Raw genomic sequence first — 21,513 nt, 5'->3', positions numbered from 1 at the left:
GAATGAAATATGAATTAAATGCCAAAGAAGCTCGGGTGATCGGTTGTCTGCTGGAAAAGCAGGTGACGACGCCGGATCAATATCCATTGTCCCTCAATGCCATTACCTTGGCCTGTAATCAGAAAACCAACCGCGAACCGGTGATGGACTTGAGCGAAAGCGAAGTACAGCAACAGCTCGATTTATTGCTGCGCCGTCATTTCTTGAAAACGTTGAATGGATTCGGCAACCGTGTAGTGAAGTACGAGCAACGTTTTTGCAATTCAGAATTCGGTCAACTGAAATTGTCACCTGCAGAGTTGGCGGTGATCGCCACCTTGTTATTGCGCGGAGCGCAAACAGCGGGTGAGTTGCGAACCCGTACCAACCGGATGCACGAATTCAGTGACGTTAGCGAAGTCGAACAAACGTTACAACAACTGGCAGAACGTGAAGATGGCCCGTTTGTAGTGCGCTTGGCGCGTGAACCGGGCAAACGTGAAAGCCGCTTTATGCACCTGTTTAGCGGTGAGATAGAAGCCGCGCCAGCGGAAGAAAGCATGGCAGACGATAGTGAATTGGCGGCGCGTGTTGCGGTGCTGGAGAGCGAAGTGGCTGGCTTGAAACAGCAACTGCAACAGCTATTAGCACGGGGCGAACATGAGTAAATTACGCATTGGCGTGGTGGGGTTGGGCGGTATTGCGCAGAAGGCCTATTTACCGGTATTGAGCCAAGCGACAGATTGGACGCTGGTAGGCGGTTTCTCGCCTAATCAACAGAAAGCCCAGCCGATTTGCGACAGTTATCGTATGGCTTATTTCCCTCGCCTCGATAGCTTAGCGCAACAGTGCGACGCGATTTTCGTTCACAGCAGTACCGCCAGTCATTTTGAGGTGGTGGGCGAATTACTGAATCTCGGTGTGCATGTCTACGTTGATAAGCCACTGGCGGAAACGGTCGAACAGGGCGAACAACTGATCGAACTGGCGGATAAAAAAGGCAAAACCTTGATGGTGGGTTTCAACCGCCGTTTTGCTCCGTTATATTGCCAACTCAAACAACAGATGCAGCAACCAGCATCGATCCGCATGGATAAACACCGTGCCGACAGCGTGGGGCCGAAAGAGCTGCGTTTCACGTTGTTGGACGATTATCTGCACGTAGTGGATACCGCATTGTGGCTGGCGGGTGACAAAGGGCAATTGCTCAGCGGTACGTTGCGTGCCAATGATGCTGGCGAAATGCTGTATGCCGAACATCATTTCCAGTGCGATAACACGACGATCACCACCAGTATGCATCGCCGGGCGGGTAGCCAGCGGGAGAGCGTGCAGGCAGTGACCAATGGCGCGGTGTATCAGTTAAACGACATGCGTCAATGGCTGCGGGAAGATGCTAGCGGCATTCTGGAACAACCGGCTGCGGGGTGGCAAACCACGTTAGCACAGCGCGGTTTTGAGGGCGCGATCCGTCACTTTATCGATTCGGTCGCCAATCAAACGACGGCGGAAACCTCCGGCGAACAGGCGATCTACGCTCAGCGAGTGATAGAGAAACTGCTGCGCGATGCGGGTTTATAAGCAAAACCCAGGTAATCCGATGTAACATCTGGCAGTAGCTATTCTGCCTCGAATACGTAAACTGCTAACCACGCTTAACTGACGCCTGCTGATGCAGGCGTTGATATTTAACTATCAGAAAAATCACATGAACCTACTCAAATCACTGGCAGCCGTCAGCTCGATGACCATGTTTTCACGGGTGCTGGGTTTTGCGCGTGATGCTATCGTAGCGCGCGTTTTTGGTGCCGGGATGGCAACGGATGCCTTCTTCGTGGCATTCAAACTGCCCAACTTACTACGTCGTATTTTTGCCGAAGGCGCGTTCTCACAGGCGTTTGTGCCGATCTTGGCGGAATATAAAAGCCAGCAGGGTGAAGAAGCGACGCGTACTTTTATCGCCTATGTTTCCGGCTTGCTAACCTTGATTTTGGCGATAGTCACGGTGCTGGGAATGTTGGCCGCACCTTGGGTGATTTACGTTACCGCACCGGGTTTTACTGATACGCCAGATAAATTTGCGCTCACCTCTGCGCTGCTGAGGATTACCTTTCCGTATATCTTGCTGATCTCACTGGCTTCGCTGGTGGGGGCGATCCTCAATACTTGGAACCGTTTCTCGATCCCGGCGTTTGCGCCAACCTTGCTGAACGTCAGTATGATTGGTTTTGCACTGTTTGCCGCGCCGTATTTCCATCCGCCGGTATTAGCGCTGGCTTGGGCGGTGGTGCTAGGTGGCGTGCTGCAACTGGGTTACCAATTACCGCATTTGAAGAAGATCGGCATGTTAGTGTTGCCGCGCCTGAAACTGCGTGATGCCGGCGTATGGCGCGTGATGCGTCAGATGGGGCCGGCGATCCTCGGGGTGTCGGTAAGCCAAATTTCGTTGATTATTAACACTATTTTTGCCTCATTCTTGGTATCAGGTTCAGTGTCATGGATGTATTACGCCGACCGTCTGATGGAGTTTCCTTCTGGTGTATTGGGTGTGGCGTTGGGCACTATTCTGCTGCCATCGTTGGCAAAAAGTTTCTCCAGCGGTAATCATGATGAATATTCCCGTTTGATGGATTGGGGGCTGCGTCTGTGCTTCCTGCTGGCATTGCCGAGCGCCATCGCGCTGGGGATTCTGGCGAAACCGTTAACCGTTTCATTGTTCCAATACGGTAAGTTCACTGCTTTTGATGCAGCAATGACGCAGCGAGCGCTGGTGGCGTATTCCGTCGGGTTGATGGGGTTGATCGTGGTGAAAGTGTTGGCTCCGGGGTTCTACTCGCGGCAAGACATCAAAACACCAGTGAAAATCGCTATCATCACGTTGATCATGACGCAGGTGATGAACCTTGCGTTTATCGGCCCGTTGAAACATGCCGGGCTTTCTTTGTCGATCGGTTTGGCGGCTTGCCTGAACGCTTCGCTGTTGTATTGGCAACTGCGTAAGCAAAAGATCTTCCATCCACAACCGGGCTGGGCGTTATTCCTGACCAAATTGGTGATTGCGGTGGTGGTGATGGCTGCGGTGCTGATTGGCGTAATGTGGCTGATGCCAGCTTGGGATCACGGCAATATGCTAGAGCGTCTGCTGCGTTTGACTGCGGTGGTGGTAGCTGGCGTGGTCGCGTACTTTGGTGTACTGGCTGGGTTAGGCTTCCGTCCTCGGGATTTTGCACGTCGAGTCGCGTAACAAACCTTCCAAATAACGGTGGCTCAGTTGAGCCACCGTTATCCATCATAATCAGCGTTCGTTCAGTGAGCGCAAATGATCATCACGACGCAATGTCATCAACGCGAACAGGCTCACTACTGAGGTCGCGACCACGTAATAGGCAGGAATATCGAGATTACCGGTTTGTTTGATGAGGCCAGTAATAATCAACCCGGCTGAACCGGAAAACACTGCATTAGACAGAGAATAAGCCAACCCTAAGCCGGTATAACGCACCTTGGTCGGGAACATTTCTGCCAACATTGCAGGACCTGGGCCGGCCAACAAACCGACGACAGCACCAGCAATCATCACCGCAATGCCTTTAGCCAGCAGCGAGCTGTTGGCGTCTTGTAGCAGATGCAGCAGCGGGAAGGTAAACAGGATCACTGCAACCACCGCAGTCAGCATCACTGCTTTACGCCCCCATTTATCGCTGATGATCCCCGCCGGCAGAATGGTCAATGCAAAACCAATATTGGCTAACACCGTGGCGACGAGCGCCTGTTGGAAAGTCGCGTGCAGCGAGGTTTGCAAATAAGAAGGCATCACCACTAAGAAGGTGTAACCGGCGGCTGACCAACCCATCATACGGCCGATGCCGATCAGAATGGTTTTCAACATGCTAGTGAGAGTGACTTCTGGTTCTGCAGATTCGCTCGCAGTGGTTTGTTGTGCTTGCTTAAAGGTTGGGGTTTCTTGCAGTTTTAATCGCAGCCATAGCGCGACAACCCCCATCGGCAGCGCTAACAGAAATGGAATGCGCCAGCCCCAATCGTGCAGTTGTTCAGGGGTGAGTACTGAGGCCAACAAGGCGACGAGCCCGGCACCGGCTAATAGCCCGAATGCGACGGTCAATGATTGCCAAGCACCGTAAAAACCCCGCTTGCCCTTAGGGGCGAATTCGGTCATTAACGAAACCGCACCGCCAAACTCGCCACCGGCAAACAAACCTTGGAACATGCGCAGCAAGGTCAATAATAGCGGAGCGGCGACGCCGATTGAGGCGTAGGTTGGCATCACGCCGATTAATGCGGTGGCTAATGTCATCAACAGCAATACAGCGATGAGCGTAGGGCGGCGACCAATTCTATCGCCGATACGGCCAAAAATAATGGCCCCGATCGGACGGCAGAAGAACGCCAGCGCAAACGCCGCGTAGGTGAGAATCAAACTGGTGATTTCGCTTTCACCCTGCAAAGCGAAAAAATTAGCGGCGATCACGGTAGCGAGAAAGCCGTAAACACCGAATTCGTACCACTCTATAAAGTTACCGACGGAGCCGGCCAGTAATGCCTGTCGCGATTGGCGAGCATCAATGACTACATGTTGTGAATCCATTCCAATTCCCGTTGAGGTTATTTAGTTTCATCCATTTCTAAATTTATTCGACAAAACAATCAATTATTTTCAGTGTGAAATGTGAGGGACGGCGAGAGGAAGGGGAAAATGAAAGCTGGGTGCAGGCTGGGAGCCTGCACCCGAGTAACAGATTACATACGTTCTACGGTTTCGATACCTAAAGTATCCAGACCAGTTTTCAGCGTTTTAGCGGTCAACAGCGCCAATTTCAGGCGGCTTTGACGTTCAACTTCGTTATCGGCATTCAGGATCTGGCAATGCTCGTAGAAGCTAGAGAACAGACCGGCTACGTCGTACAGGTAGGCGCACATCGTATGTGGCGTACCTTCACGAGCGACCATGGTGATGGTTTCTTCAAACTGCAACAAACGAGTCGCCAGTGCCGCTTCGCGATCTTCGGTGATGACCAACGCCTGAGTCAGATCTTTTTCTTCTACACCAGCACGTTTAAATACCGAAGCCACGCGGGTATACGCGTATTGCATATAAGGTGCGGTGTTGCCTTCGAAGGCCAACATGTTGTCCCAATCGAATACGTAATCGGTGGTACGGCTTTTCGATAGATCGGCATATTTCACAGCGCCGATACCGACGCTATTCGCCAACTGTTTTTGCTCATCTTCCGGCATATCCGGGTTTTTCTCGGCGATCAGTTTGCCAGCGCGTTCGATGGCTTCATCTAATAGATCAGCCAGACGTACAGTGCCACCGGCGCGCGTTTTAAACGGTTTGCCATCTTTGCCCAACATCATGCCGAACATATGGTGTTCCAACGTGACGGCTTCTGGGATATAACCGGCTTTACGCACGATGGTCCATGCTTGCATCAGGTGCTGATGTTGGCGTGAATCGATGTAATACAGCACGCGGTCAGCGCCCAGTGTTTCATAGCGGTATTTGGCGCAGGCGATGTCGGTCGTGGTGTACAGGTAGCCGCCATCCTTTTTCTGGATGATCACTCCCATCGGCTCGCCTTCCTTGTTTTTGTACTCATCAAGGTAAACCACGGTTGCGCCTTCACTTTCGACTGCCAGCCCTTTGGCTTTTAGATCTGCAACGACACCCGGTAGCATGGCGTTGTATAGGCTTTCACCCATCACATCATCTTCGGTCAGTGTGACGTTCAGGCGGTTATAGGCCAGTTGGTTCTGCGCCATGGTAATGTTGACCAGCTTGCGCCACATTTTCAGGCAGTATTCATCGCCGCCTTGCAGTTTCACCACGAATCCACGCGCGCGCAGGGCGAAATCTTCGTCTTCGTCGTAGTGTTGTTTCGCTGCACGGTAAAACTGCTCCAGATCGGCCAGCGCCATATCGTCAGCGTGTTCGTTCTGCATCTTTTCCAGATAGGCGATCAGCATCCCGAATTGGGTGCCCCAGTCGCCGACGTGGTTGGCGCGGATCACTTTATGCCCGAGGAACTCTTGAGTACGCGCCGCGGCGTCACCAATGATGGTGGAGCGCAAGTGGCCGACATGCATCTCTTTCGCGACGTTTGGCGCCGAATAGTCGATAACGATGGTTTGCGGTGTAACAGGAGTGATGCCCAGTTTAGCTGCCTTCAGCACTTCTTCGACGCGTTTGGCAATCCATTCACGCTCGAGGAAAATATTGATAAAGCCGGGGCCGGCGATCTCAACTTTGCTCGCGATGCCGTCTAACGCTAACAATTGCACCACTTTTTCTGCCAGTTGTCGTGGCGGCATACCGAGCTTTTTTGCGGCGGACATCACGCCGTTAGCCTGATAATCACCAAATTGCGCTTTTGCGGACTGACGTACCTGAGCTTCACAGTCGGTAGGGGCGCCTGCGGCAATCAGTGCCTGGCTGACTTTATCTGAGAGAAGAGCCTGAATATTCACCGGTTTTACCTTCAAATGCATACGAGGGCCACGCGATGCGCCCCTCTGAATTTAACCGTGGTTGTTGAGCCGCACATCATCGTGTGAGCAACCACAAAACAGCCGGTAATTGTAACTGATTGGATGCTAGACGTCAGCAATTGAGGGAGCGTTGTTGGTAAAACTGCCACAAACTCCGGTTAGAAAGAGTTTCACCCGCGGGTTGATACGGGGGGCGAACGATGGTGCGGAGAAACCAATAAAAATGTAGTTAAAGAAAAACTACTTTCTTTTGCGACGGTTAGTGTCGATAGTATTATTTCTTCGATTTTTAGAATGACGAAAAATAGCATATGTGGCAATAACTATCAGTACAACTGATAAAGTTAAAAGTAACATGATATGTATCCAAAATTAAAAGTTGAATCAAAGTAGCTTAATAGTTATTCAGACACAATTAAACTACTTGTCTTTTCGGAAAAATCGCACATATAGAAATATAAGTTCAATTAAAACAGTGTGATAAATGCGTATCTCAAGTTTACTTTTCGTCGATATAAAATAGGTGATTATATTGTCAGTAATTTCTTTATATTGCTTTGTAAAATGATTGTTAAGATTAAATTGTTGGATTTTCAATAAAAATATAGCAATGGGGGTTTTGTATATCATACGGATTTTATGATAAGGAAAATCTTAAATAAATAAATTCGGAAATGAGAGTGACATCTTTGAAAGAGATCTCCGAATTTTTGAAAATTGTGTTTAACGAATGTCACTTTGTGGTCAGTCACCATAGCAAGCGGCGCCATTGCCGTGTAAATTACGGCCCTGAAATCTTTTTCATTGGGGGGATTATGACCAATTTCTCGGCAGTTGCCGAACTTGATGATTTGGCAAAAGATTTGCCGCGTTTTGAACAAGCGTTGACGCTGTTGGCTGAAAAATTACACCTCGATCTAACCCAGTTCAGTGCTGACCATATTTCCGTGCGTTGTCATCAAAATGCGACCGCTGAGCGCTGGCGTAACGGGTTATTACAATGCGGCAGCTTGTTGTCCGAAGCGATGATCAATGGGCGGCCGATCTGCCTGTTCGATCTGCATCAGCCGATTCAAGTGGGTTCTTGGCAAATTGATTGTATTGAGCTGCCATACCCCGGTGAAAAGCGTTATCCGCACGAAGGTTGGGAACATGTCGAATTGGTGCTGAGTGGCGATCCTGAAACCTTGTATGCGCGGGCGTTGGAATATTTGTCGGATGACGCACTGCGTACGCCGGGCATTAAATTAAAGCAAAGCTCCCCCAAAGGTGATGGCGAACGTTTGGCTAACCCGACGTTAGCGATCACCGACGGTACGGTGACGATCAAGTTTCATCCGCATCATATCCGTGAAATCGTCGCCAGCGAGCGGGCTTAGCGATTAACCGTCATGATCGTGATATTTATCCCACTTAACGCTATCACTGTGACTGCGGTCTACCCGTAGATCGCAATTGGATGCCATAGTTATCCCAATGAATAGTTATTACCCATGAAAAATACTTTATGACTTTTGATTAATTTCTGAAGTTAACGATTATTAGCCGTCATCTGGGGGTGACAATGATTAAATTGGAAGTTTGCTGCTATAGCGTGGATTGTGCGCTGACGGCTGAACGTGCGGGTGCCGACCGTATCGAACTTTGTGCGAGCCCGAGTGAGGGCGGTTTGACACCAAGCTACGGCTCACTGAAATTAGCGCGGGAGCGGGTGAAGATCCCAGTGCATCCGATTGTCCGCCCACGCGGTGGCGATTTTTGCTATAACGCAGTGGATTTTGACGTGATCAAGAGTGATGTTGCCCAACTGCGAGAATTGGGCTTCCCAGGTTTGGTTATCGGTATGCTGGATGAAGAAGGCCATATCGATCTGCCGCGGATGCGAGAAGTGATGAAATTGAGCGGCGATATGGCGATCACTTTCCATCGTGCTTTTGATATGTGCCAAAACCCGATGGTGGCGCTGGATCAACTGACGCAGTTGGGTGTGGCACGGATCTTGACCTCCGGTCAGCAACAGAATGCCGAACTGGGATTACCGTTACTGCGTGAACTGCATAACGCCAGCCAGGGGCCGGTGATTATGGCCGGTGCGGGGGTGCGTTTAAGCAACTTGCACAAGTTTGTCGAGATTGGCCTGCGGGAAGTGCATAGCTCATCGGGGCATACCGTGCCTTCCACCATGCGTTATCGCAAAGCGGGTGTGACGATGGGTTCAGATAACGAAGTTGATGAATTCAGTCATTACTGCGTGGATAGCGAAATGGTTGAAGCAATGAAAAGCGCGCTGGCGTTGATCGATCCGGTTAGCGCATAGTTTTCTGTAAGTCTGGTCTGGTTTTTTACCCCCAATGCGCCGTTGGGGGTTTTGTTTTTATACAACCGAGTAATTTTTGTTAACATAGCGGCTCAACGAGCAAAAGGAGAGAGCAATGTTAGAGAATTATACTGATCCAGCACAGACCGAAGAGAGCAAACGCCTATTGGCAGTGCAGGCCGCGCTGGAGATCATTAAAGCCACATTATCTGACACCAACGACGGTAACAGCGTGGGCTTCCAGTTGGATGAAGCTAGAAAACACATCATGCCACTGGCGAATGCTATCCAGTTGGCGGTAGAGAAAAAATGATTTCGGGGCTTGGTATGAAACCAAGCCTACGGTTTTTCTGACCGGGTTAAGGTTTTTTCGCCACCAATACCGCGCGCAGCGGTGCCGGGTAACCTTCGATGGTTTTGGTATCATCGTTAGGATCGAGGAATTCGGCCAGTGATTCGCTGGTCATCCAATCGGTACGGCGTTGCTCTTCGGTGTTAGTGACGCACATATCAGCGATCTTCACATCCACAAAACCGCATTTCTCCAACCAGCATTTCAGCGCTTGTGCCGAAGGAATAAAATAGACGTTACGCATTTGTGCGTAACGATCGCCGGGGACTAACACCTGATTGCGATCGCCTTCCACCACCAATGTTTCCAACACTAGCTCACCCTCACTCACCAGTTGGTTCTTCAACTGATAGAGGTGATCCAACGGTGAACGGCGGTGATACAACACGCCCATCGAGAATACCGTGTCGAACGCCGCTAATTCTGGCAACTGCTCAATACCCAATGGCAACAGATGAGCACGTTGATCGCCACCTAACAGTTTGCGTACCGCTTCGAATTGGCACAGGAACAGTTGCATTGGGTCGATGCCTACCGCCAGATGCGCACCGGCGCCGATCATGCGCCACAGGTGATAACCGCTGCCGCAACCGACGTCGAGAATAGTGCGGTCTTTCAGCGGAGAAATGTGCGGCAATACCCGATCCCACTTCCAGTCGGAATGCCATTCGGTGTCAATATCAATGCCGTACAGCGAGAACGGCCCTTTGCGCCATGGCATCAAGGTGCGCAGCATTTTTTCAATGCCTTCGAGCTGGCCGGGGGAGAGTGGTGGCTCCATCTCGGCGCGAACACCATTTAACAGATCGAGGTGAGTTGGCGTAAGCATTGGTAGATGTTCTACCGAGTTAAACCACTGCTTGAACTTGCCGTGCAGTGATTCGCGTTGCCAAGCGCTAAGTTGAGCGGGCAGGGTATCCAACCAATGGCTGAGTGGGCTTTTAGCGATACGCTGATAAAAATCACCAAACTCGATCATGCTGCCACCTCGGATTTCAGTGCGATTAATGAACCGAAGTTAAAGCACTGGAACCAGACTTCTGCATGTTCGAATCCCGCTGTTTCCAGGCGTGCTTTATGCGCTTCAACGGAATCGGTCAGCATCACGTTTTCTAACATGCTGCGTTTTTGGCTAATTTCCAACTCGCTGTAACCGTTGGCACGCTTGAAGTCGTGGTGCATGTTGAACAGCAATTCACCGACGTCGGCATCTTCGAAGCTGAATTTCTCTGACAGTACCAACGCGCCACCCGGACGTAGGCCACGATAGACTTGCTCGAGTAAACGCAAGCGATCGGCAGGTTCGAGGAATTGCAGGGTGAAGTTCAGTACCACCATTGAGGCGTTTTCAATCTTGATATCAAGAATATCCGCTTCAATCACATCGACTGGGGTATCGGCACGGAAAGCGTCAAGATGACGACGGCAGCGCTCAACCATGGCTGGTGAGTTATCAATCGCGATGATCTTGCAGCCGGGAACCTTGATATTTCTGCGCATCGACAGCGTGGCGGCACCGAGCGAACAGCCCAAGTCGTACACTTGGCTCGCGGGTTGCACAAAACGTTCGGCCAACATGCCAATCATCGAAATGATATTGGAATAGCCGGGAACCGATCGCTGGATCATGTCAGGAAACACTTCAGCGACGCGTTCGTCGAAGGTCCAATCACCCAGTTTGGCGATCGGAGCGGAGAAAAGAGTATCGCGGTTAGGCATAGCGGCAAGTCAGTTCAGAATTTGAAGGCGCGTATTCTAACAGATTGGCGGGATAAATCATGCGTTGATACGGGATACCCAATAGATTTCGAGTCACAGGTAGGCGGCAACTGAGTGAGTCCCCAGGAGCGAGGCTCACGGATGAGCCGAGTATCTGAAAGCAGACAACACCCCTGTGGCTTGAAAGATGAAGGGTATCAATGCAGGCTGAAAATCAGATCCCATGGCAGGTAGACGATATTTGCGAGCACCATCAGAATCAGCGACATATAAGTCGCGGCCATACCGGAACGCCGCCAACTGACATCACGGTTGCGTAAACCGTAATAGTGCACCAGACGGCCCGCGATCAGCATCAAACCGCAGATGTGGATCATCCAGACTTCGGCGCCGTTCATCTCCATGATCACCAATAATATGGCGGCAATCGGGATATATTCTACGGCGTTACCATGCACGCGGATCGCCGTTTGTAATTCATAAAAGCCGCCATCACCGTAGGAAACACGGTATTGCATGCGTAATCTGACCACGTCATAAGAGAGCTTGATCAACAACAATGCGCCGAGTACGACGTAAAGCGCGCTTACCATTTTTGACTCCATTCCCTAACTAAATCTGGCAGACAGCATCATAGCTGTCATTACGTGCACTGTCGCGAGGAAAAATCTGATGCAATCTGTCAGATTAATCGGTCAAAACAGTGAATTTTGTTCCGGCCAATCAGGTGGCGCGGGTAATTGAGGTATCGAATGACGCAATTGTTGCCAGATTTTCCGCGCCTGTTGTGGTGAATCACCATTGTCTGGCGTGTGAATAAACAGGTAGGGTCGATGCTGCTGTTGCCATATCGGAAGTTTCTGCTGCCAAGGTTCGAACCAACGTAAGTTGTCCGCCAATACATCACCACCTATAAAACGTATCAATGGATTACTGGCTGTAAGTAGGGCGTGAACCGGTAATTTGGGTTTCTTCTGTTGAGCATCGCGCACGGCCGCGCTGTTGGGCTTGGCATTGTGTACTGGACGACTGTCGAGAATGGTTCGATTAATGCCGCGTTGATGTAATCCTTGGTTCAACGCTTTTTCTGCTTCACCTTTGGCAAAAAAGGCCGGATGACGCACTTCGACGCCGTAGGTAAAAGTTTGAGGTAATGCATCGAAGAATTGCCATAGTGTCGGAAGCTCCGCCGGGCCAAATGCCGCAGGGAGTTGCAGCCACAGTTGACCAATACGCTCTTGCACCGGAGCGAGACATTGATAGAACGCTTGAATATCGGCGTCGCAATTGCGTAATGCCGCTTTATGGCTGATGGCTGAGGGAAATTTGAAGCAAAAACGGAAATCGTCGTGCGTCATATCTCGCCAACGTTGTACGATTTCCTGCTTCGGCAAGGCATAGAAGGTGGTATTGCCTTCCACGCAGTTAAAGTAACGGCTGTAATCTGCCAAGTCGCGCAGCCCGATGCGGCTCCATGCCGGGTGTTGCCACTGTGGTAATCCGATATACATCTGCGCGTCCTGTTCCCTAATTACAGAGCTGCCAAAATATCACTGGTGTTACTCACGCGAGAAATGCGCGGGAAGATGTGCTCGAAGGCGAATTGATGCATTTGCGCGTTTTGTCCGCTACATACGTCTTCGGCGATCACCAATTCAAAACCGTATTCCCAAGCGAAGCGTGCGGTGGACTCGACACCGATATTGGTGGAAATCCCGCCCAATACGATGGTTTTGATGCCGCGACGACGCAGTTGCAGCTCCAAATCGGTGCCGTAAAACGCGCCCCATTGACGTTTGGTGACCAAAATATCACTGTCTGCCACTGCCAGATCGGCTGGGAACTCCCACCACGCATCAGGGAAACCACCAACTGGTGGTGGCGACGGCTTATCAACCGGTGATTTCAACGCTTCGGCAAACGAATCACTCCAACCAACGCGAACCAGAACCACTGGAGCATTTAAGGCACGGAAACGTCCCGCCAGATGCGCGGCGTGGCTAACCACTTTTTCTGCGCTGTGTGGGCCGCCAGCAAACGGAAAAATTCCTTTTTGTAGATCGATCAAAACCAATGCGGTGGTTGAAGGGTCGAGTTTCAGCATAGGGTTTCCTTATTCCTAATAGAGTTAAAAGTCACGCCTGCGTTTTGTGCAGTAAACAAGGCGATAATGCATACTACCTGTATAACCTGACGCAAGTTAACGGAAAATTAACCAACCAACAGGTGACTTCGGATAAAAAGCCAGCATTTAGTCGCGCAAGAATGCCGTGTTCGCACTTATCTAGCGCTTGAATTTCCTTTATAATGACCGCCTTTTTTCAACACTTTTTAATCCTACGACCTATGCCGATTTATGGATCTGACTTCAGATTCTGAACCGAGCAGTTCGTCTGATAACAGCCGTGCGGACAGCAGCGACTTCCGGCGGCGTCGGCTGAGTAAAAGGATAGCGTATGCGTACTGAATATTGCGGGCAGTTGAATGCTGCTCACGTGGGCCAGGAAGTCACCCTGTGTGGTTGGGTCAATCGTCGTCGTGATTTGGGCGGCTTGATCTTCATTGATATGCGTGACCGCGAAGGCATCGTGCAGGTGTTCTTCGATCCGGACCAAAAAGTGGCGTTCGACAAGGCGTTCGAGCTGCGTAACGAGTTCTGCATCCAGATAGTCGGCACGGTACGCGCGCGTCCGGACAGTCAAATCAACAAAGATATGGCCACCGGTGCGGTAGAAGTCTTTGCTCATCAGTTGGAAATTATCAACCGTTCCGAGCCGTTGCCGCTGGACTCCAACCAGACTAACACCGAAGAAGCGCGTCTGAAATATCGCTATCTGGATCTGCGTCGCCCGGAAATGGCTGACCGCCTGAAAGCGCGCGCTAAAATCACCAGCTTTGTTCGTCGCTTTATGGATAGTAACGGTTTCCTCGACATCGAAACCCCGATGCTGACCAAAGCCACGCCGGAAGGCGCGCGTGACTATTTGGTGCCAAGCCGGGTACATAAAGGCAAATTCTACGCGTTGCCGCAATCACCGCAGTTGTTCAAACAGTTGCTGATGATGTCTGGCTTCGACCGTTATTATCAGATAGTCAAATGCTTCCGTGATGAAGACTTGCGCGCTGACCGCCAACCGGAATTCACCCAGATCGACGTTGAAACTTCCTTCATGACCGCACCACAGGTGCGTGAAGTGATGGAGAAACTGGCGCACTCCCTGTGGTTGGAAGTTAAAGGTGTCGATCTCGGCGCATTCCCGGTGATGACCTTTGCCGAAGCAATGCGTCGTTACGGTTCCGACAAACCAGACCTGCGTAACCCGCTGGAGCTGGTGGACGTGGCCGATCTGGTGAAAGACGTTGAATTTAAAGTGTTCTCCGGCCCAGCTAACGATGCTAAAGGCCGTGTCGCGGCGATCTGCGTACCGGGCGGCGCACAACTGACTCGTAAGCAAATCGACGAGTACGGCGCTTTCGTCAACATCTATGGTGCCAAAGGTCTGGCATGGCTGAAAGTTAACGACCGTACCGCAGGTATGGAAGGCGTACAAAGCCCAATCGCCAAATTCTTGAGTGCAGAAGTGCTGGAAGCGATGCTGACGCGCACTAACGCACAGACGGGCGACATCTTGTTCTTCGGCGCTGATAGCTACAAAATCGTTACCGACGCCATGGGCGCGTTGCGCTTGAAAATCGGTCGTGACTTGCAACTGACCAAGCTGGATAGCTGGGCTCCGTTGTGGGTCGTTGATTTCCCAATGTTCGAAGAAGATGGCGAGGGCGGCTTGGCGGCAATGCACCATCCGTTCACCGCACCGCGTGACATGAGCCCTGAAGATCTGGCGAAAGAGCCAACGTCTGCCATCGCCAACGCCTACGATATGGTGATCAACGGTTACGAAGTCGGTGGTGGTTCGGTGCGTATTCACCGCAGCGAAATGCAACAGACGGTATTCAGCATTCTTGGTATCAATGAACACGAACAGCGCGAGAAGTTTGGCTTCCTGCTGGATGCGTTGAAGTACGGTACGCCACCACACGCCGGTCTGGCCTTTGGCTTGGATCGCTTGGTGATGTTGTTGACCGGTACTGACAACATTCGCGACGTCATCGCCTTCCCGAAAACCACCGCTGCCGCTTGCTTGATGACCGATGCACCAAGCTTCGCCAACCCGGCCTCGTTGCAAGAACTGGCGATCGCCGTGGTGAAGAAAGCAGGCGAGAGCGAATAATGAATTACAAGCGCCCTGAATCTATTCTGGTAGTGATTTACGCAACATCCAGTGGTCGGGTGCTGATGTTACAACGGCGCGACGATACGGAGTTTTGGCAGTCGGTCACCGGCAGCCTGGAAGACGGGGAGTCGCCAGCCACAGCCGCACGGCGTGAGGTCATGGAAGAAGTCGGCATCGATATTGAAGCAGAGCAACTGCCGTTGTTCGATTGCCAGCGCTGTGTGGAGTTTGAACTCTTTGTCCATTTGCGACATCGCTATGCACCGGGAACCACGCGTAATAAAGAGCATTGGTTCTGTCTGGCGTTGCCCGAGGAGCGCGATCCGGTTCTTGCCGAGCATCACGCCTATCAGTGGTTAGCGGCGAAAGATGCCGTCAAACTGACTAAATCCTGGAGCAATCAGCAGGCGATTGAAGAGTTTGTGATTAATTAAATCAAACCTCCCCTAAATAATTCGAGTTGCAGGTAGGCAGCAACTGAACGAGTCCCGATGAGCATACGTCAGTATGTGATTCGGGTGAATGAAGGCAGCTAACACCCTGCGACTTGAAGTATGACGGGGAACATTATTTGGAGATTTTCTATGGCAGGTCACAGTAAATGGGCCAACACCAAACACCGCAAAGCGGCGCAAGACGCCAAACGCGGTAAAATTTTCACCAAGATCATCCGTGAATTGGTTACTGCGGCTAAGTTAGGCGGTGGCGATGCGGATTCCAACCCGCGTTTGCGTGCGGCAATGGATAAAGCGCTGTCTAACAACATGACGCGTGACACCATGAACCGTGCGGTTGCGCGTGGTGTAGGTGGTGACGATGATTCCAACATGGAAACCATCATTTATGAAGGTTACGGTCCGGGCGGCACTGCGGTTATGATCGATTGCCTGAGCGACAACCGTAACCGTACCGTAGCGGAAGTGCGTCACGCCTTCACCAAATGCGGCGGCAACTTGGGTACCGATGGCTCAGTGGCTTATCTGTTCACCAAAAAAGGCGTTATCACTTTTGCTCCAGGTCTGGACGAAGACACGGTGATGGAAGCGGCGCTGGAAGCCGGTGCTGACGACATCGTGACTTATGACGATGGCACGATCGACGTATTTACCGCTTGGGAAGTGTTGGGGCAGGTAAAAGATGCACTGACCGCTGCCGGTTTCGCAGCAGAAGCGGCTGAAGTTTCTATGATCCCATCGACCAAAGCCGATATGGATGAAGAAACTGCACCAAAACTGCTGCGTCTGATCGATATGCTGGAAGACTGCGACGACGTGCAAGAGGTTTACCATAACGGTGAGATCTCTGACGAAATCGCTGCCACATTATAATATGTGGTTTGTGGCGCTGTGGTACACAAAATCATTCGAGTTGCATCAAGGCGGCGACGCAGAGAATCCCCGGGAGTTTGGCCCACCAAGTGACTGGGGTGAACGAGGAAGCCAACACAGAGGCAGCTTGAAGGATGAAGTGTAATTTAACGGCGCCCGGTGACTGATAGAGGATACGATGGCGATTATATTAGGTATCGATCCCGGTTCACGCGTCACCGGTTATGGTTTGATTCGCCAGCAAGGCCGCCAGTTGACCTACGTCGCTAGCGGCTGTATTCGCACTGTGGTGGATGACATGCCAACCCGCTTGAAGCTGATTTATGCGGGCGTTAGTGAAATCATTACCCAATTCAAACCCGATTTCTTCGCCATCGAGCAGGTATTTATGGCCAAGAACCCGGATTCTGCGCTCAAACTCGGTCAGGCGCGCGGTGTGGCGATCGTCGCCGCAGTTAACCAGAATCTGGAAGTGTCTGAGTATGCGGCGCGGCAGGTAAAGCAAACCGTGGTTGGTACAGGTGCAGCAGAAAAAGCGCAGGTGCAACATATGGTGCGTTCGCTATTGAAGTTGTCGGCTAATCCGCAGGCCGATGCCGCCGATGCGTTGGCGATTGCCATCACCCATTGCCATCTTAGCCAGAACGTCTTGCGGATGAGTGAAGGGCGGTTGAGTTTAGCGCGTGGTCGCTTGAAATAGGTAAATAGTGCATCTCGCAGAGGGCTGGATATTCATCCAGCTTTTTTTATGGTATAAGCTTTACGGTAATTCAGTCATCCGAACAGGAGAGGTAAATGATAGGTCGTCTCAGAGGAATTATTCTGGAAAAACAACCACCGCTGGTGTTATTGGAAACCAACGGCGTCGGATATGAAGTCCATATGCCGATGACCTGTTTTTACGAACTGCCGGAACTGGGGCAAGAGGCCATCGTATTTACCCAATTCGTGGTGCGTGAAGATGCGCAGTTGCTGTACGGCTTCAATGATAAACAAGAGCGTGCACTGTTCCGTGAGTTGATCAAAGTGAACGGTGTGGGGCCAAAACTGGCATTGGCGATTCTGTCTGGCATGTCGGCGCAGCAGTTTGTTCGTGCCGTCGAGCGTGAAGAAATCACCGCCTTGGTGAAATTACCGGGTGTAGGTAAGAAAACCGCTGAACGCCTAGTCGTCGAAATGAAAGATCGCTTTAAAGGGTTGAATGGCGATCTGTTCAATAACAGCAGCAGTGAAATCAGCCTGCCTGCAACTGCCGCCAAACCGGCAGAAGCGGATACTGAAGCCGAAGCAGCCTCGGCGCTGGTGGCTCTGGGTTATAAACCTCAAGAGGCTAGCCGTATGGTAAGTAAAATTGCCAAGCCGGGTGCCGATTGCGAAACCCTGATCCGTGACGCGCTGCGCGCTGCGTTGTAAGGCCGAGAAGGGATAAAAAATGATAGAAGCCGATCGCCTGATTTCTGCTGAACCCTTCAATGAAGAAGAGGTGCTGGATCGCGCCATTCGTCCGAAACTGCTGACCGAATATGTTGGGCAACCGCATGTGCGTGAGCAGATGGAGATCTTTATTCAGGCGGCCAAGCAGCGCGGCGATGCGTTAGATCACCTGCTGATCTTCGGCCCTCCGGGGCTCGGGAAAACGACCTTGGCGAATATTGTCGCCAATGAAATGGGCGTTAACCTGCGTACCACTTCGGGACCGGTGTTGGAAAAGGCCGGCGATCTGGCCGCGATGCTGACTAACCTCGAACCGCACGACGTGCTGTTTATTGATGAGATCCACCGTCTGTCACCGGTAGTGGAAGAAGTGTTGTATCCGGCGATGGAAGATTATCAGTTGGACATCATGATCGGTGAAGGGCCTGCCGCGCGTTCAATCAAGCTCGATCTCCCCCCATTCACCTTGGTTGGCGCCACCACACGCGCGGGTTCATTGACTTCGCCCTTGCGCGATCGTTTTGGCATCGTGCAGCGTTTGGAGTTTTATCAGGTCAAAGATCTGGAATATATCGTCGCCCGTAGCGCCAGTTGTCTTGGGCTGAGTTTGTCTGACGAAGGTGCGCATGAAATCGCACGCCGAGCACGTGGAACACCACGTATCGCCAACCGCCTGTTGCGTCGAGTACGTGACTTTGCCGAAGTTCGAGCCGATGGCGTTATGAATGGCGATGTCGCTTCACAGGCATTGAATATGCTGAATGTGGATGCCGAAGGATTCGACTATATGGATCGCAAATTGCTGTTGGCAATTATCGAAAAATTCACTGGCGGTCCGGTGGGGTTGGATAACTTAGCGGCGGCAATTGGTGAAGAACGCGAAACCATTGAAGATGTGATTGAGCCTTTCCTGATCCAACAAGGTTTTATTCAGCGTACTCCGCGTGGCCGTATGGCGACCAATCATGCTTATAAGCACTTTGGTATTGAGCGGGAAGAGTGATAGGTGTTTCCCCCACAGAATGGTGGGGGAAAGATAATCTTAATTAAGCTGTTTTTTCGACAGACTAAGAATAAACAGGATCGCGGCGGATAGCACGACGGAAGGGCCTGCCGGGGTATCGTAAAACGCCGAAAAGGCTAAACCACCGGTTACGGCGACCATGCCGATCAGTACGGCGATACCCGCCATTTGCTCAGGCGTGCGGGCAAAACGACGCGCGGTAGCCGCTGGGATAATCAGTAAAGAGGTAATAATCAGTGCCCCGACAAACTTCATCGCCAAGCCGATGGTTAATGCCGTCACCATCATCAATATAATCCGTGAACGTGCCAGATTGACGCCATCTACATGTGCCATCTCTGGGCTTATGGTCATCGACAGCAAATCGCGCCATTGCCACCATAGCACCAGCAGTACAACCACCACGCCGATGCTAATCATCCAGATATCACTTAGGGTGACGGAGAGCAGATCGCCAAACAGATAAGCCATCAAATCGACCCGCACGTTGGACATTAACGCCACCACCACCAGACCCAGTGACAACGCACTGTGCGCCATAATGCCGAGCAGGGTATCTATCGGTAATTGTGGGCGACGTTCTAACCACACCAATACTAATGCTAACAGCAAGGTTACGGCGATCACCGCATAGAACGGATTGACGTTGAGCAGCAAACCGAAAGCCACACCTAATAACGAGGCGTGGGCGAGGGTATCGCCAAAATACGACATGCGACGCCAAACGACAAAAGAACCCAATGGCCCAGCCGCCATCGCCAGTAACACTCCGGCTAACCAACCGGGTAATAACAGTTCGATCATCCTTCACGACTCCCGGTTTTCTTCAAAATAATCTTCCCTTGCAGGTCGTGACGGTGATTATGGTGATGGCGGTAAATCGCCAGTTGTTCCGCGCCGCGGTTGCCAAACATGGCAATAAATTCCGGGTGCATGGAAACCACTTCCGGCGTACCGGAGCAGCAAATATGTTGATTCAGGCACAACACTTCATCGGTTTTTGCCATCACCAAATGCAGATCGTGAGAGACCATTAATACGGCGCAGCCCAGCTCTTTACGCAGTTGGTCGATCAAATCATACAGCGCCAATTGACCGTTAACGTCAACGCCTTGAGTCGGTTCATCCAACACCAGTAATTGCGGCTGGTTTAATAGGGCTCGTGCTAGCAATACTCGCTGAGTTTCACCACCGGAAAGCTTTTGCAGTGGTTGTTCAAGCAGATGAGCGGCTTGAACGCGTTTCAACGCGGGGAGGATGTCGCTCTTTTTCACGCCCGGTTTCAGGCGCATGAAACGACCGACGGTCAACGGCAATGTCGCGTCCAGATGCAATTTCTGCGGTACATAACCGATGCGTAAATCTGTTTGGCGTTCGAGAGTGCCTTCGGTGGGTGTGATCAGCCCTAATACCACGCGTACTAGCGTTGATTTCCCTGCGCCGTTAGGACCAAGCAGCGTCAAGATGCGGCCCGGTTGCAGGTTGAGCGAGATATTCGTCAGTACCCGCCTTTCGCCGAAAGAGACAGAGATGTTTTTAAGTGTCGCCAGTGTAGACGTTATTTGCATGGGCATAGTGTGATTACATTTTGCAGAGCTAACCGAATGTTATAATATCACGCCCTTCGGGTAAACACGACGGGGTAATACAGGATGATTGATAAAAATAAGTGGTTGCAACGCACCTTATTGACGGCGGCGTTGATGGCGGCAGGCAGCGCTTCTGCAGCGGTAGTGACTTCGGTTCGTCCGCTGGGCTTTATTGCTTCGGCCATTGCTGACGGCGTAACAGACACCGAGGTTTTGCTCCCAGATGGTGCTTCGCCACACGACTTCGCATTGCGTCCTTCTGATATCCAACGCCTGCGTTCCGCCGATCTGGTGGTGTGGGTCGGGCCAGACATGGAAGCTTTTCTTACCAAAGCGTTGACTCCGGTCGCGGCGAATAAACAGTTAGCGATCGCTGAATTAGCGACGGTAAAACCTTTGTTGATGAAAGGTGATGACGACGATCATCACGATGAACATGCAAATGATGCGCATAATCATGCTGATCACGACCAGGGTGATGAACATCATCATGGTGAATATAATATGCACGTTTGGTTGTCGCCAGAGATAGCAAAAGTGACCGCGATCGCGATTCACGACAGATTATTGGAACTTATGCCGCAAAAGAAGACCAAACTTGACGCGAACCTGCGTCAATTCGAGGATCAACTGACGCAAATTGACAAAAATGTTGGTAAGATGCTTACGCCTGTGCAGAGTAAGGGTTATTTTGTTTTTCATGATGCTTACGGCTATTTCGAAAAACACTACGGTTTGAGCCCATTAGGGCATTTCACCGTTAATCCTGAAATCCAACCCGGAGCACAGCGCTTACACCAAATTCGAACACAGTTGGTTGAGCAGAAAGCAGTATGTGTTTTTGCTGAGCCACAATTCAGGCCGGCCGTAATTAATGCCGTAGCCAAGGGGACGAACGTGCGTTCTGGAACGCTGGACCCGCTTGGTAGTGGTATCGCATTGAGCAAGAACAGCTACGGGGATTTCCTGACAGCGCTGTCTAACCAATACGTGAGCTGCCTGAAATAAAGATTATGAGGATATTAT

Annotated in this window: 22 protein-coding genes; 13 read left to right on the top strand and 9 right to left on the bottom strand. The window is 51.2% G+C overall.

Translation table 11 applies throughout. The features are described from left to right. The first annotated feature begins 2 nt into the window (after positions 1–2). The 3 genes from AC3ISQ_RS12355 to murJ all read left to right on the top strand — a co-directional run bounded on the left by AC3ISQ_RS12355 (position 3) and on the right by murJ (position 3,223). Complete coding sequence (locus AC3ISQ_RS12355) at positions 3–647, top strand: DUF480 domain-containing protein (RefSeq protein ID WP_489346868.1); 645 nt, start codon at positions 3–5, stop codon at positions 645–647. Further along, a complete protein-coding gene (locus AC3ISQ_RS12350) occupies positions 640–1,560 on the top strand; it encodes a Gfo/Idh/MocA family protein (protein WP_489346867.1) in 921 nt (306 codons plus the stop codon). Before AC3ISQ_RS12355 ends, AC3ISQ_RS12350 begins: the two co-directional genes overlap by 8 nt. 127 nt (positions 1,561–1,687) lie before the next feature. Further along, positions 1,688–3,223, top strand: coding sequence for a murein biosynthesis integral membrane protein MurJ (murJ, locus tag AC3ISQ_RS12345; RefSeq protein WP_489346865.1), 1,536 nt, complete (start codon positions 1,688–1,690; stop codon positions 3,221–3,223). Positions 3,224–3,274: 51 nt separating this feature from the next. On the opposite strand, the gene AC3ISQ_RS12340 is transcribed toward murJ, so the two are convergent. Both AC3ISQ_RS12340 and argS read right to left on the bottom strand, forming a co-directional pair. Continuing rightward, the gene (locus tag AC3ISQ_RS12340) at positions 3,275–4,585 is read right to left on the bottom strand and encodes an MFS transporter (protein WP_489346863.1); all 1,311 of its coding nucleotides are present in this window, start codon (positions 4,583–4,585) and stop codon (positions 3,275–3,277) included. 152 nt (positions 4,586–4,737) lie between these two features. Continuing rightward, positions 4,738–6,468, bottom strand: a complete 1,731-nt coding sequence (argS, locus tag AC3ISQ_RS12335; RefSeq protein WP_489353260.1) for an arginine--tRNA ligase — start codon at positions 6,466–6,468, stop codon at positions 4,738–4,740. An 836-nt stretch (positions 6,469–7,304) separates the two neighbouring features. Here argS and AC3ISQ_RS12330 point away from each other — a divergent pair. The 3 genes from AC3ISQ_RS12330 to AC3ISQ_RS12320 all read left to right on the top strand — a co-directional run bounded on the left by AC3ISQ_RS12330 (position 7,305) and on the right by AC3ISQ_RS12320 (position 9,119). Next, on the top strand, positions 7,305–7,868 hold the full coding sequence (locus AC3ISQ_RS12330) for a VOC family protein (protein ID WP_489346861.1): 564 nt from the start codon (positions 7,305–7,307) through the stop codon (positions 7,866–7,868). Between the two features lie 185 nt (positions 7,869–8,053). Beyond that, positions 8,054–8,806, top strand: coding sequence for a copper homeostasis protein CutC (cutC, locus tag AC3ISQ_RS12325; protein ID WP_489346859.1), 753 nt, complete (start codon positions 8,054–8,056; stop codon positions 8,804–8,806). A 115-nt stretch (positions 8,807–8,921) separates the two neighbouring features. Further along, positions 8,922–9,119: a hypothetical protein gene (locus AC3ISQ_RS12320; protein ID WP_489346858.1), complete on the top strand. Its 198-nt coding sequence runs from the start codon at positions 8,922–8,924 to the stop codon at positions 9,117–9,119. Between the two features lie 46 nt (positions 9,120–9,165). Here the strand turns inward: AC3ISQ_RS12320 and cmoB are convergent, their stop codons facing one another. From cmoB to AC3ISQ_RS12295, 5 genes are all read right to left on the bottom strand, one after another. Then, on the bottom strand, positions 9,166–10,137 hold the full coding sequence (gene cmoB, locus AC3ISQ_RS12315) for a tRNA 5-methoxyuridine(34)/uridine 5-oxyacetic acid(34) synthase CmoB (protein WP_489346856.1): 972 nt from the start codon (positions 10,135–10,137) through the stop codon (positions 9,166–9,168). Continuing rightward, complete coding sequence (gene cmoA / locus AC3ISQ_RS12310) at positions 10,134–10,877, bottom strand: carboxy-S-adenosyl-L-methionine synthase CmoA (protein ID WP_489346854.1); 744 nt, start codon at positions 10,875–10,877, stop codon at positions 10,134–10,136. The genes cmoB and cmoA overlap by 4 nt, the downstream gene beginning before the upstream one ends. A 197-nt stretch (positions 10,878–11,074) precedes the next feature. After that, a complete protein-coding gene (locus AC3ISQ_RS12305) occupies positions 11,075–11,470 on the bottom strand; it encodes an MAPEG family protein (RefSeq protein ID WP_489346852.1) in 396 nt (131 codons plus the stop codon). A gap of 102 nt (positions 11,471–11,572) precedes the next feature. Beyond that, positions 11,573–12,388: a DUF72 domain-containing protein gene (locus tag AC3ISQ_RS12300; protein ID WP_489346850.1), complete on the bottom strand. Its 816-nt coding sequence runs from the start codon at positions 12,386–12,388 to the stop codon at positions 11,573–11,575. A gap of 20 nt (positions 12,389–12,408) precedes the next feature. Beyond that, the gene (locus tag AC3ISQ_RS12295) at positions 12,409–12,981 is read right to left on the bottom strand and encodes a hydrolase (protein WP_489346848.1); all 573 of its coding nucleotides are present in this window, start codon (positions 12,979–12,981) and stop codon (positions 12,409–12,411) included. A gap of 352 nt (positions 12,982–13,333) precedes the next feature. Between AC3ISQ_RS12295 and aspS the strand changes: the two genes are divergently transcribed. From aspS to ruvB, 6 genes are all read left to right on the top strand, one after another. Beyond that, positions 13,334–15,109: an aspartate--tRNA ligase gene (aspS, locus tag AC3ISQ_RS12290; RefSeq protein WP_489346846.1), complete on the top strand. Its 1,776-nt coding sequence runs from the start codon at positions 13,334–13,336 to the stop codon at positions 15,107–15,109. Then, positions 15,109–15,546 carry a dihydroneopterin triphosphate diphosphatase gene (gene nudB / locus AC3ISQ_RS12285; protein ID WP_489346844.1) on the top strand — a complete coding sequence of 146 codons (438 nt, stop codon included), beginning with the start codon at positions 15,109–15,111 and terminating at the stop codon, positions 15,544–15,546. Before aspS ends, nudB begins: the two co-directional genes overlap by 1 nt. Before the next feature lie 150 nt (positions 15,547–15,696). Next, positions 15,697–16,440 (top strand): YebC/PmpR family DNA-binding transcriptional regulator, encoded by a 744-nt coding sequence (locus AC3ISQ_RS12280; protein WP_489346842.1) that lies wholly within the window; start codon positions 15,697–15,699, stop codon positions 16,438–16,440. A 178-nt stretch (positions 16,441–16,618) separates the two neighbouring features. Next, complete coding sequence (gene ruvC, locus AC3ISQ_RS12275) at positions 16,619–17,140, top strand: crossover junction endodeoxyribonuclease RuvC (RefSeq protein ID WP_489346840.1); 522 nt, start codon at positions 16,619–16,621, stop codon at positions 17,138–17,140. Between the two features lie 95 nt (positions 17,141–17,235). Next, positions 17,236–17,853 carry a Holliday junction branch migration protein RuvA gene (gene ruvA / locus AC3ISQ_RS12270; protein ID WP_489346838.1) on the top strand — a complete coding sequence of 206 codons (618 nt, stop codon included), beginning with the start codon at positions 17,236–17,238 and terminating at the stop codon, positions 17,851–17,853. A 19-nt stretch (positions 17,854–17,872) separates the two neighbouring features. Continuing rightward, complete coding sequence (gene ruvB, locus AC3ISQ_RS12265; RefSeq protein WP_489346836.1) at positions 17,873–18,877, top strand: Holliday junction branch migration DNA helicase RuvB; 1,005 nt, start codon at positions 17,873–17,875, stop codon at positions 18,875–18,877. Positions 18,878–18,916: 39 nt separating this feature from the next. On the opposite strand, the gene znuB is transcribed toward ruvB, so the two are convergent. Both znuB and znuC read right to left on the bottom strand, forming a co-directional pair. Continuing rightward, positions 18,917–19,702 (bottom strand): zinc ABC transporter permease subunit ZnuB, encoded by a 786-nt coding sequence (gene znuB, locus AC3ISQ_RS12260; RefSeq protein ID WP_489346834.1) that lies wholly within the window; start codon positions 19,700–19,702, stop codon positions 18,917–18,919. After that, on the bottom strand, positions 19,699–20,466 hold the full coding sequence (gene znuC, locus AC3ISQ_RS12255; protein ID WP_489353258.1) for a zinc ABC transporter ATP-binding protein ZnuC: 768 nt from the start codon (positions 20,464–20,466) through the stop codon (positions 19,699–19,701). The genes znuB and znuC overlap by 4 nt, the downstream gene beginning before the upstream one ends. An 84-nt stretch (positions 20,467–20,550) precedes the next feature. Between znuC and znuA the strand changes: the two genes are divergently transcribed. Then, positions 20,551–21,495 (top strand): zinc ABC transporter substrate-binding protein ZnuA, encoded by a 945-nt coding sequence (gene znuA / locus AC3ISQ_RS12250; RefSeq protein ID WP_489346832.1) that lies wholly within the window; start codon positions 20,551–20,553, stop codon positions 21,493–21,495. Positions 21,496–21,513: the final 18 nt, after the last annotated feature.

The organism is Serratia sp. KH_031 (genome assembly GCF_057839655.1).
This window is presented reverse-complemented; position numbering and strand designations above follow the sequence as displayed.

Excerpts from the sequence above, each read along its gene's own strand:
- AC3ISQ_RS12355 (WP_489346868.1), top strand. The coding sequence starts at position 3 with ATGAAATATGAATTAAATGCCAAAGAAGCTCGGGTGATCGGTTGTCTG.
- AC3ISQ_RS12350 (WP_489346867.1), top strand. The coding sequence starts at position 640 with ATGAGTAAATTACGCATTGGCGTGGTGGGGTTGGGCGGTATTGCGCAG.
- murJ (WP_489346865.1), top strand. The coding sequence starts at position 1,688 with ATGAACCTACTCAAATCACTGGCAGCCGTCAGCTCGATGACCATGTTT.
- AC3ISQ_RS12340 (WP_489346863.1), bottom strand. The coding sequence starts at position 4,585 with ATGGATTCACAACATGTAGTCATTGATGCTCGCCAATCGCGACAGGCA.
- AC3ISQ_RS12330 (WP_489346861.1), top strand. The coding sequence starts at position 7,305 with ATGACCAATTTCTCGGCAGTTGCCGAACTTGATGATTTGGCAAAAGAT.
- cutC (WP_489346859.1), top strand. The coding sequence starts at position 8,054 with ATGATTAAATTGGAAGTTTGCTGCTATAGCGTGGATTGTGCGCTGACG.
- AC3ISQ_RS12320 (WP_489346858.1), top strand. The coding sequence starts at position 8,922 with ATGTTAGAGAATTATACTGATCCAGCACAGACCGAAGAGAGCAAACGC.
- cmoB (WP_489346856.1), bottom strand. The coding sequence starts at position 10,137 with ATGATCGAGTTTGGTGATTTTTATCAGCGTATCGCTAAAAGCCCACTC.
- cmoA (WP_489346854.1), bottom strand. The coding sequence starts at position 10,877 with ATGCCTAACCGCGATACTCTTTTCTCCGCTCCGATCGCCAAACTGGGT.
- AC3ISQ_RS12305 (WP_489346852.1), bottom strand. The coding sequence starts at position 11,470 with ATGGTAAGCGCGCTTTACGTCGTACTCGGCGCATTGTTGTTGATCAAG.
- AC3ISQ_RS12300 (WP_489346850.1), bottom strand. The coding sequence starts at position 12,388 with ATGTATATCGGATTACCACAGTGGCAACACCCGGCATGGAGCCGCATC.
- AC3ISQ_RS12295 (WP_489346848.1), bottom strand. The coding sequence starts at position 12,981 with ATGCTGAAACTCGACCCTTCAACCACCGCATTGGTTTTGATCGATCTA.
- aspS (WP_489346846.1), top strand. The coding sequence starts at position 13,334 with ATGCGTACTGAATATTGCGGGCAGTTGAATGCTGCTCACGTGGGCCAG.
- nudB (WP_489346844.1), top strand. The coding sequence starts at position 15,109 with ATGAATTACAAGCGCCCTGAATCTATTCTGGTAGTGATTTACGCAACA.
- AC3ISQ_RS12280 (WP_489346842.1), top strand. The coding sequence starts at position 15,697 with ATGGCAGGTCACAGTAAATGGGCCAACACCAAACACCGCAAAGCGGCG.
- ruvC (WP_489346840.1), top strand. The coding sequence starts at position 16,619 with ATGGCGATTATATTAGGTATCGATCCCGGTTCACGCGTCACCGGTTAT.
- ruvA (WP_489346838.1), top strand. The coding sequence starts at position 17,236 with ATGATAGGTCGTCTCAGAGGAATTATTCTGGAAAAACAACCACCGCTG.
- ruvB (WP_489346836.1), top strand. The coding sequence starts at position 17,873 with ATGATAGAAGCCGATCGCCTGATTTCTGCTGAACCCTTCAATGAAGAA.
- znuB (WP_489346834.1), bottom strand. The coding sequence starts at position 19,702 with ATGATCGAACTGTTATTACCCGGTTGGTTAGCCGGAGTGTTACTGGCG.
- znuC (WP_489353258.1), bottom strand. The coding sequence starts at position 20,466 with ATGCAAATAACGTCTACACTGGCGACACTTAAAAACATCTCTGTCTCT.
- znuA (WP_489346832.1), top strand. The coding sequence starts at position 20,551 with ATGATTGATAAAAATAAGTGGTTGCAACGCACCTTATTGACGGCGGCG.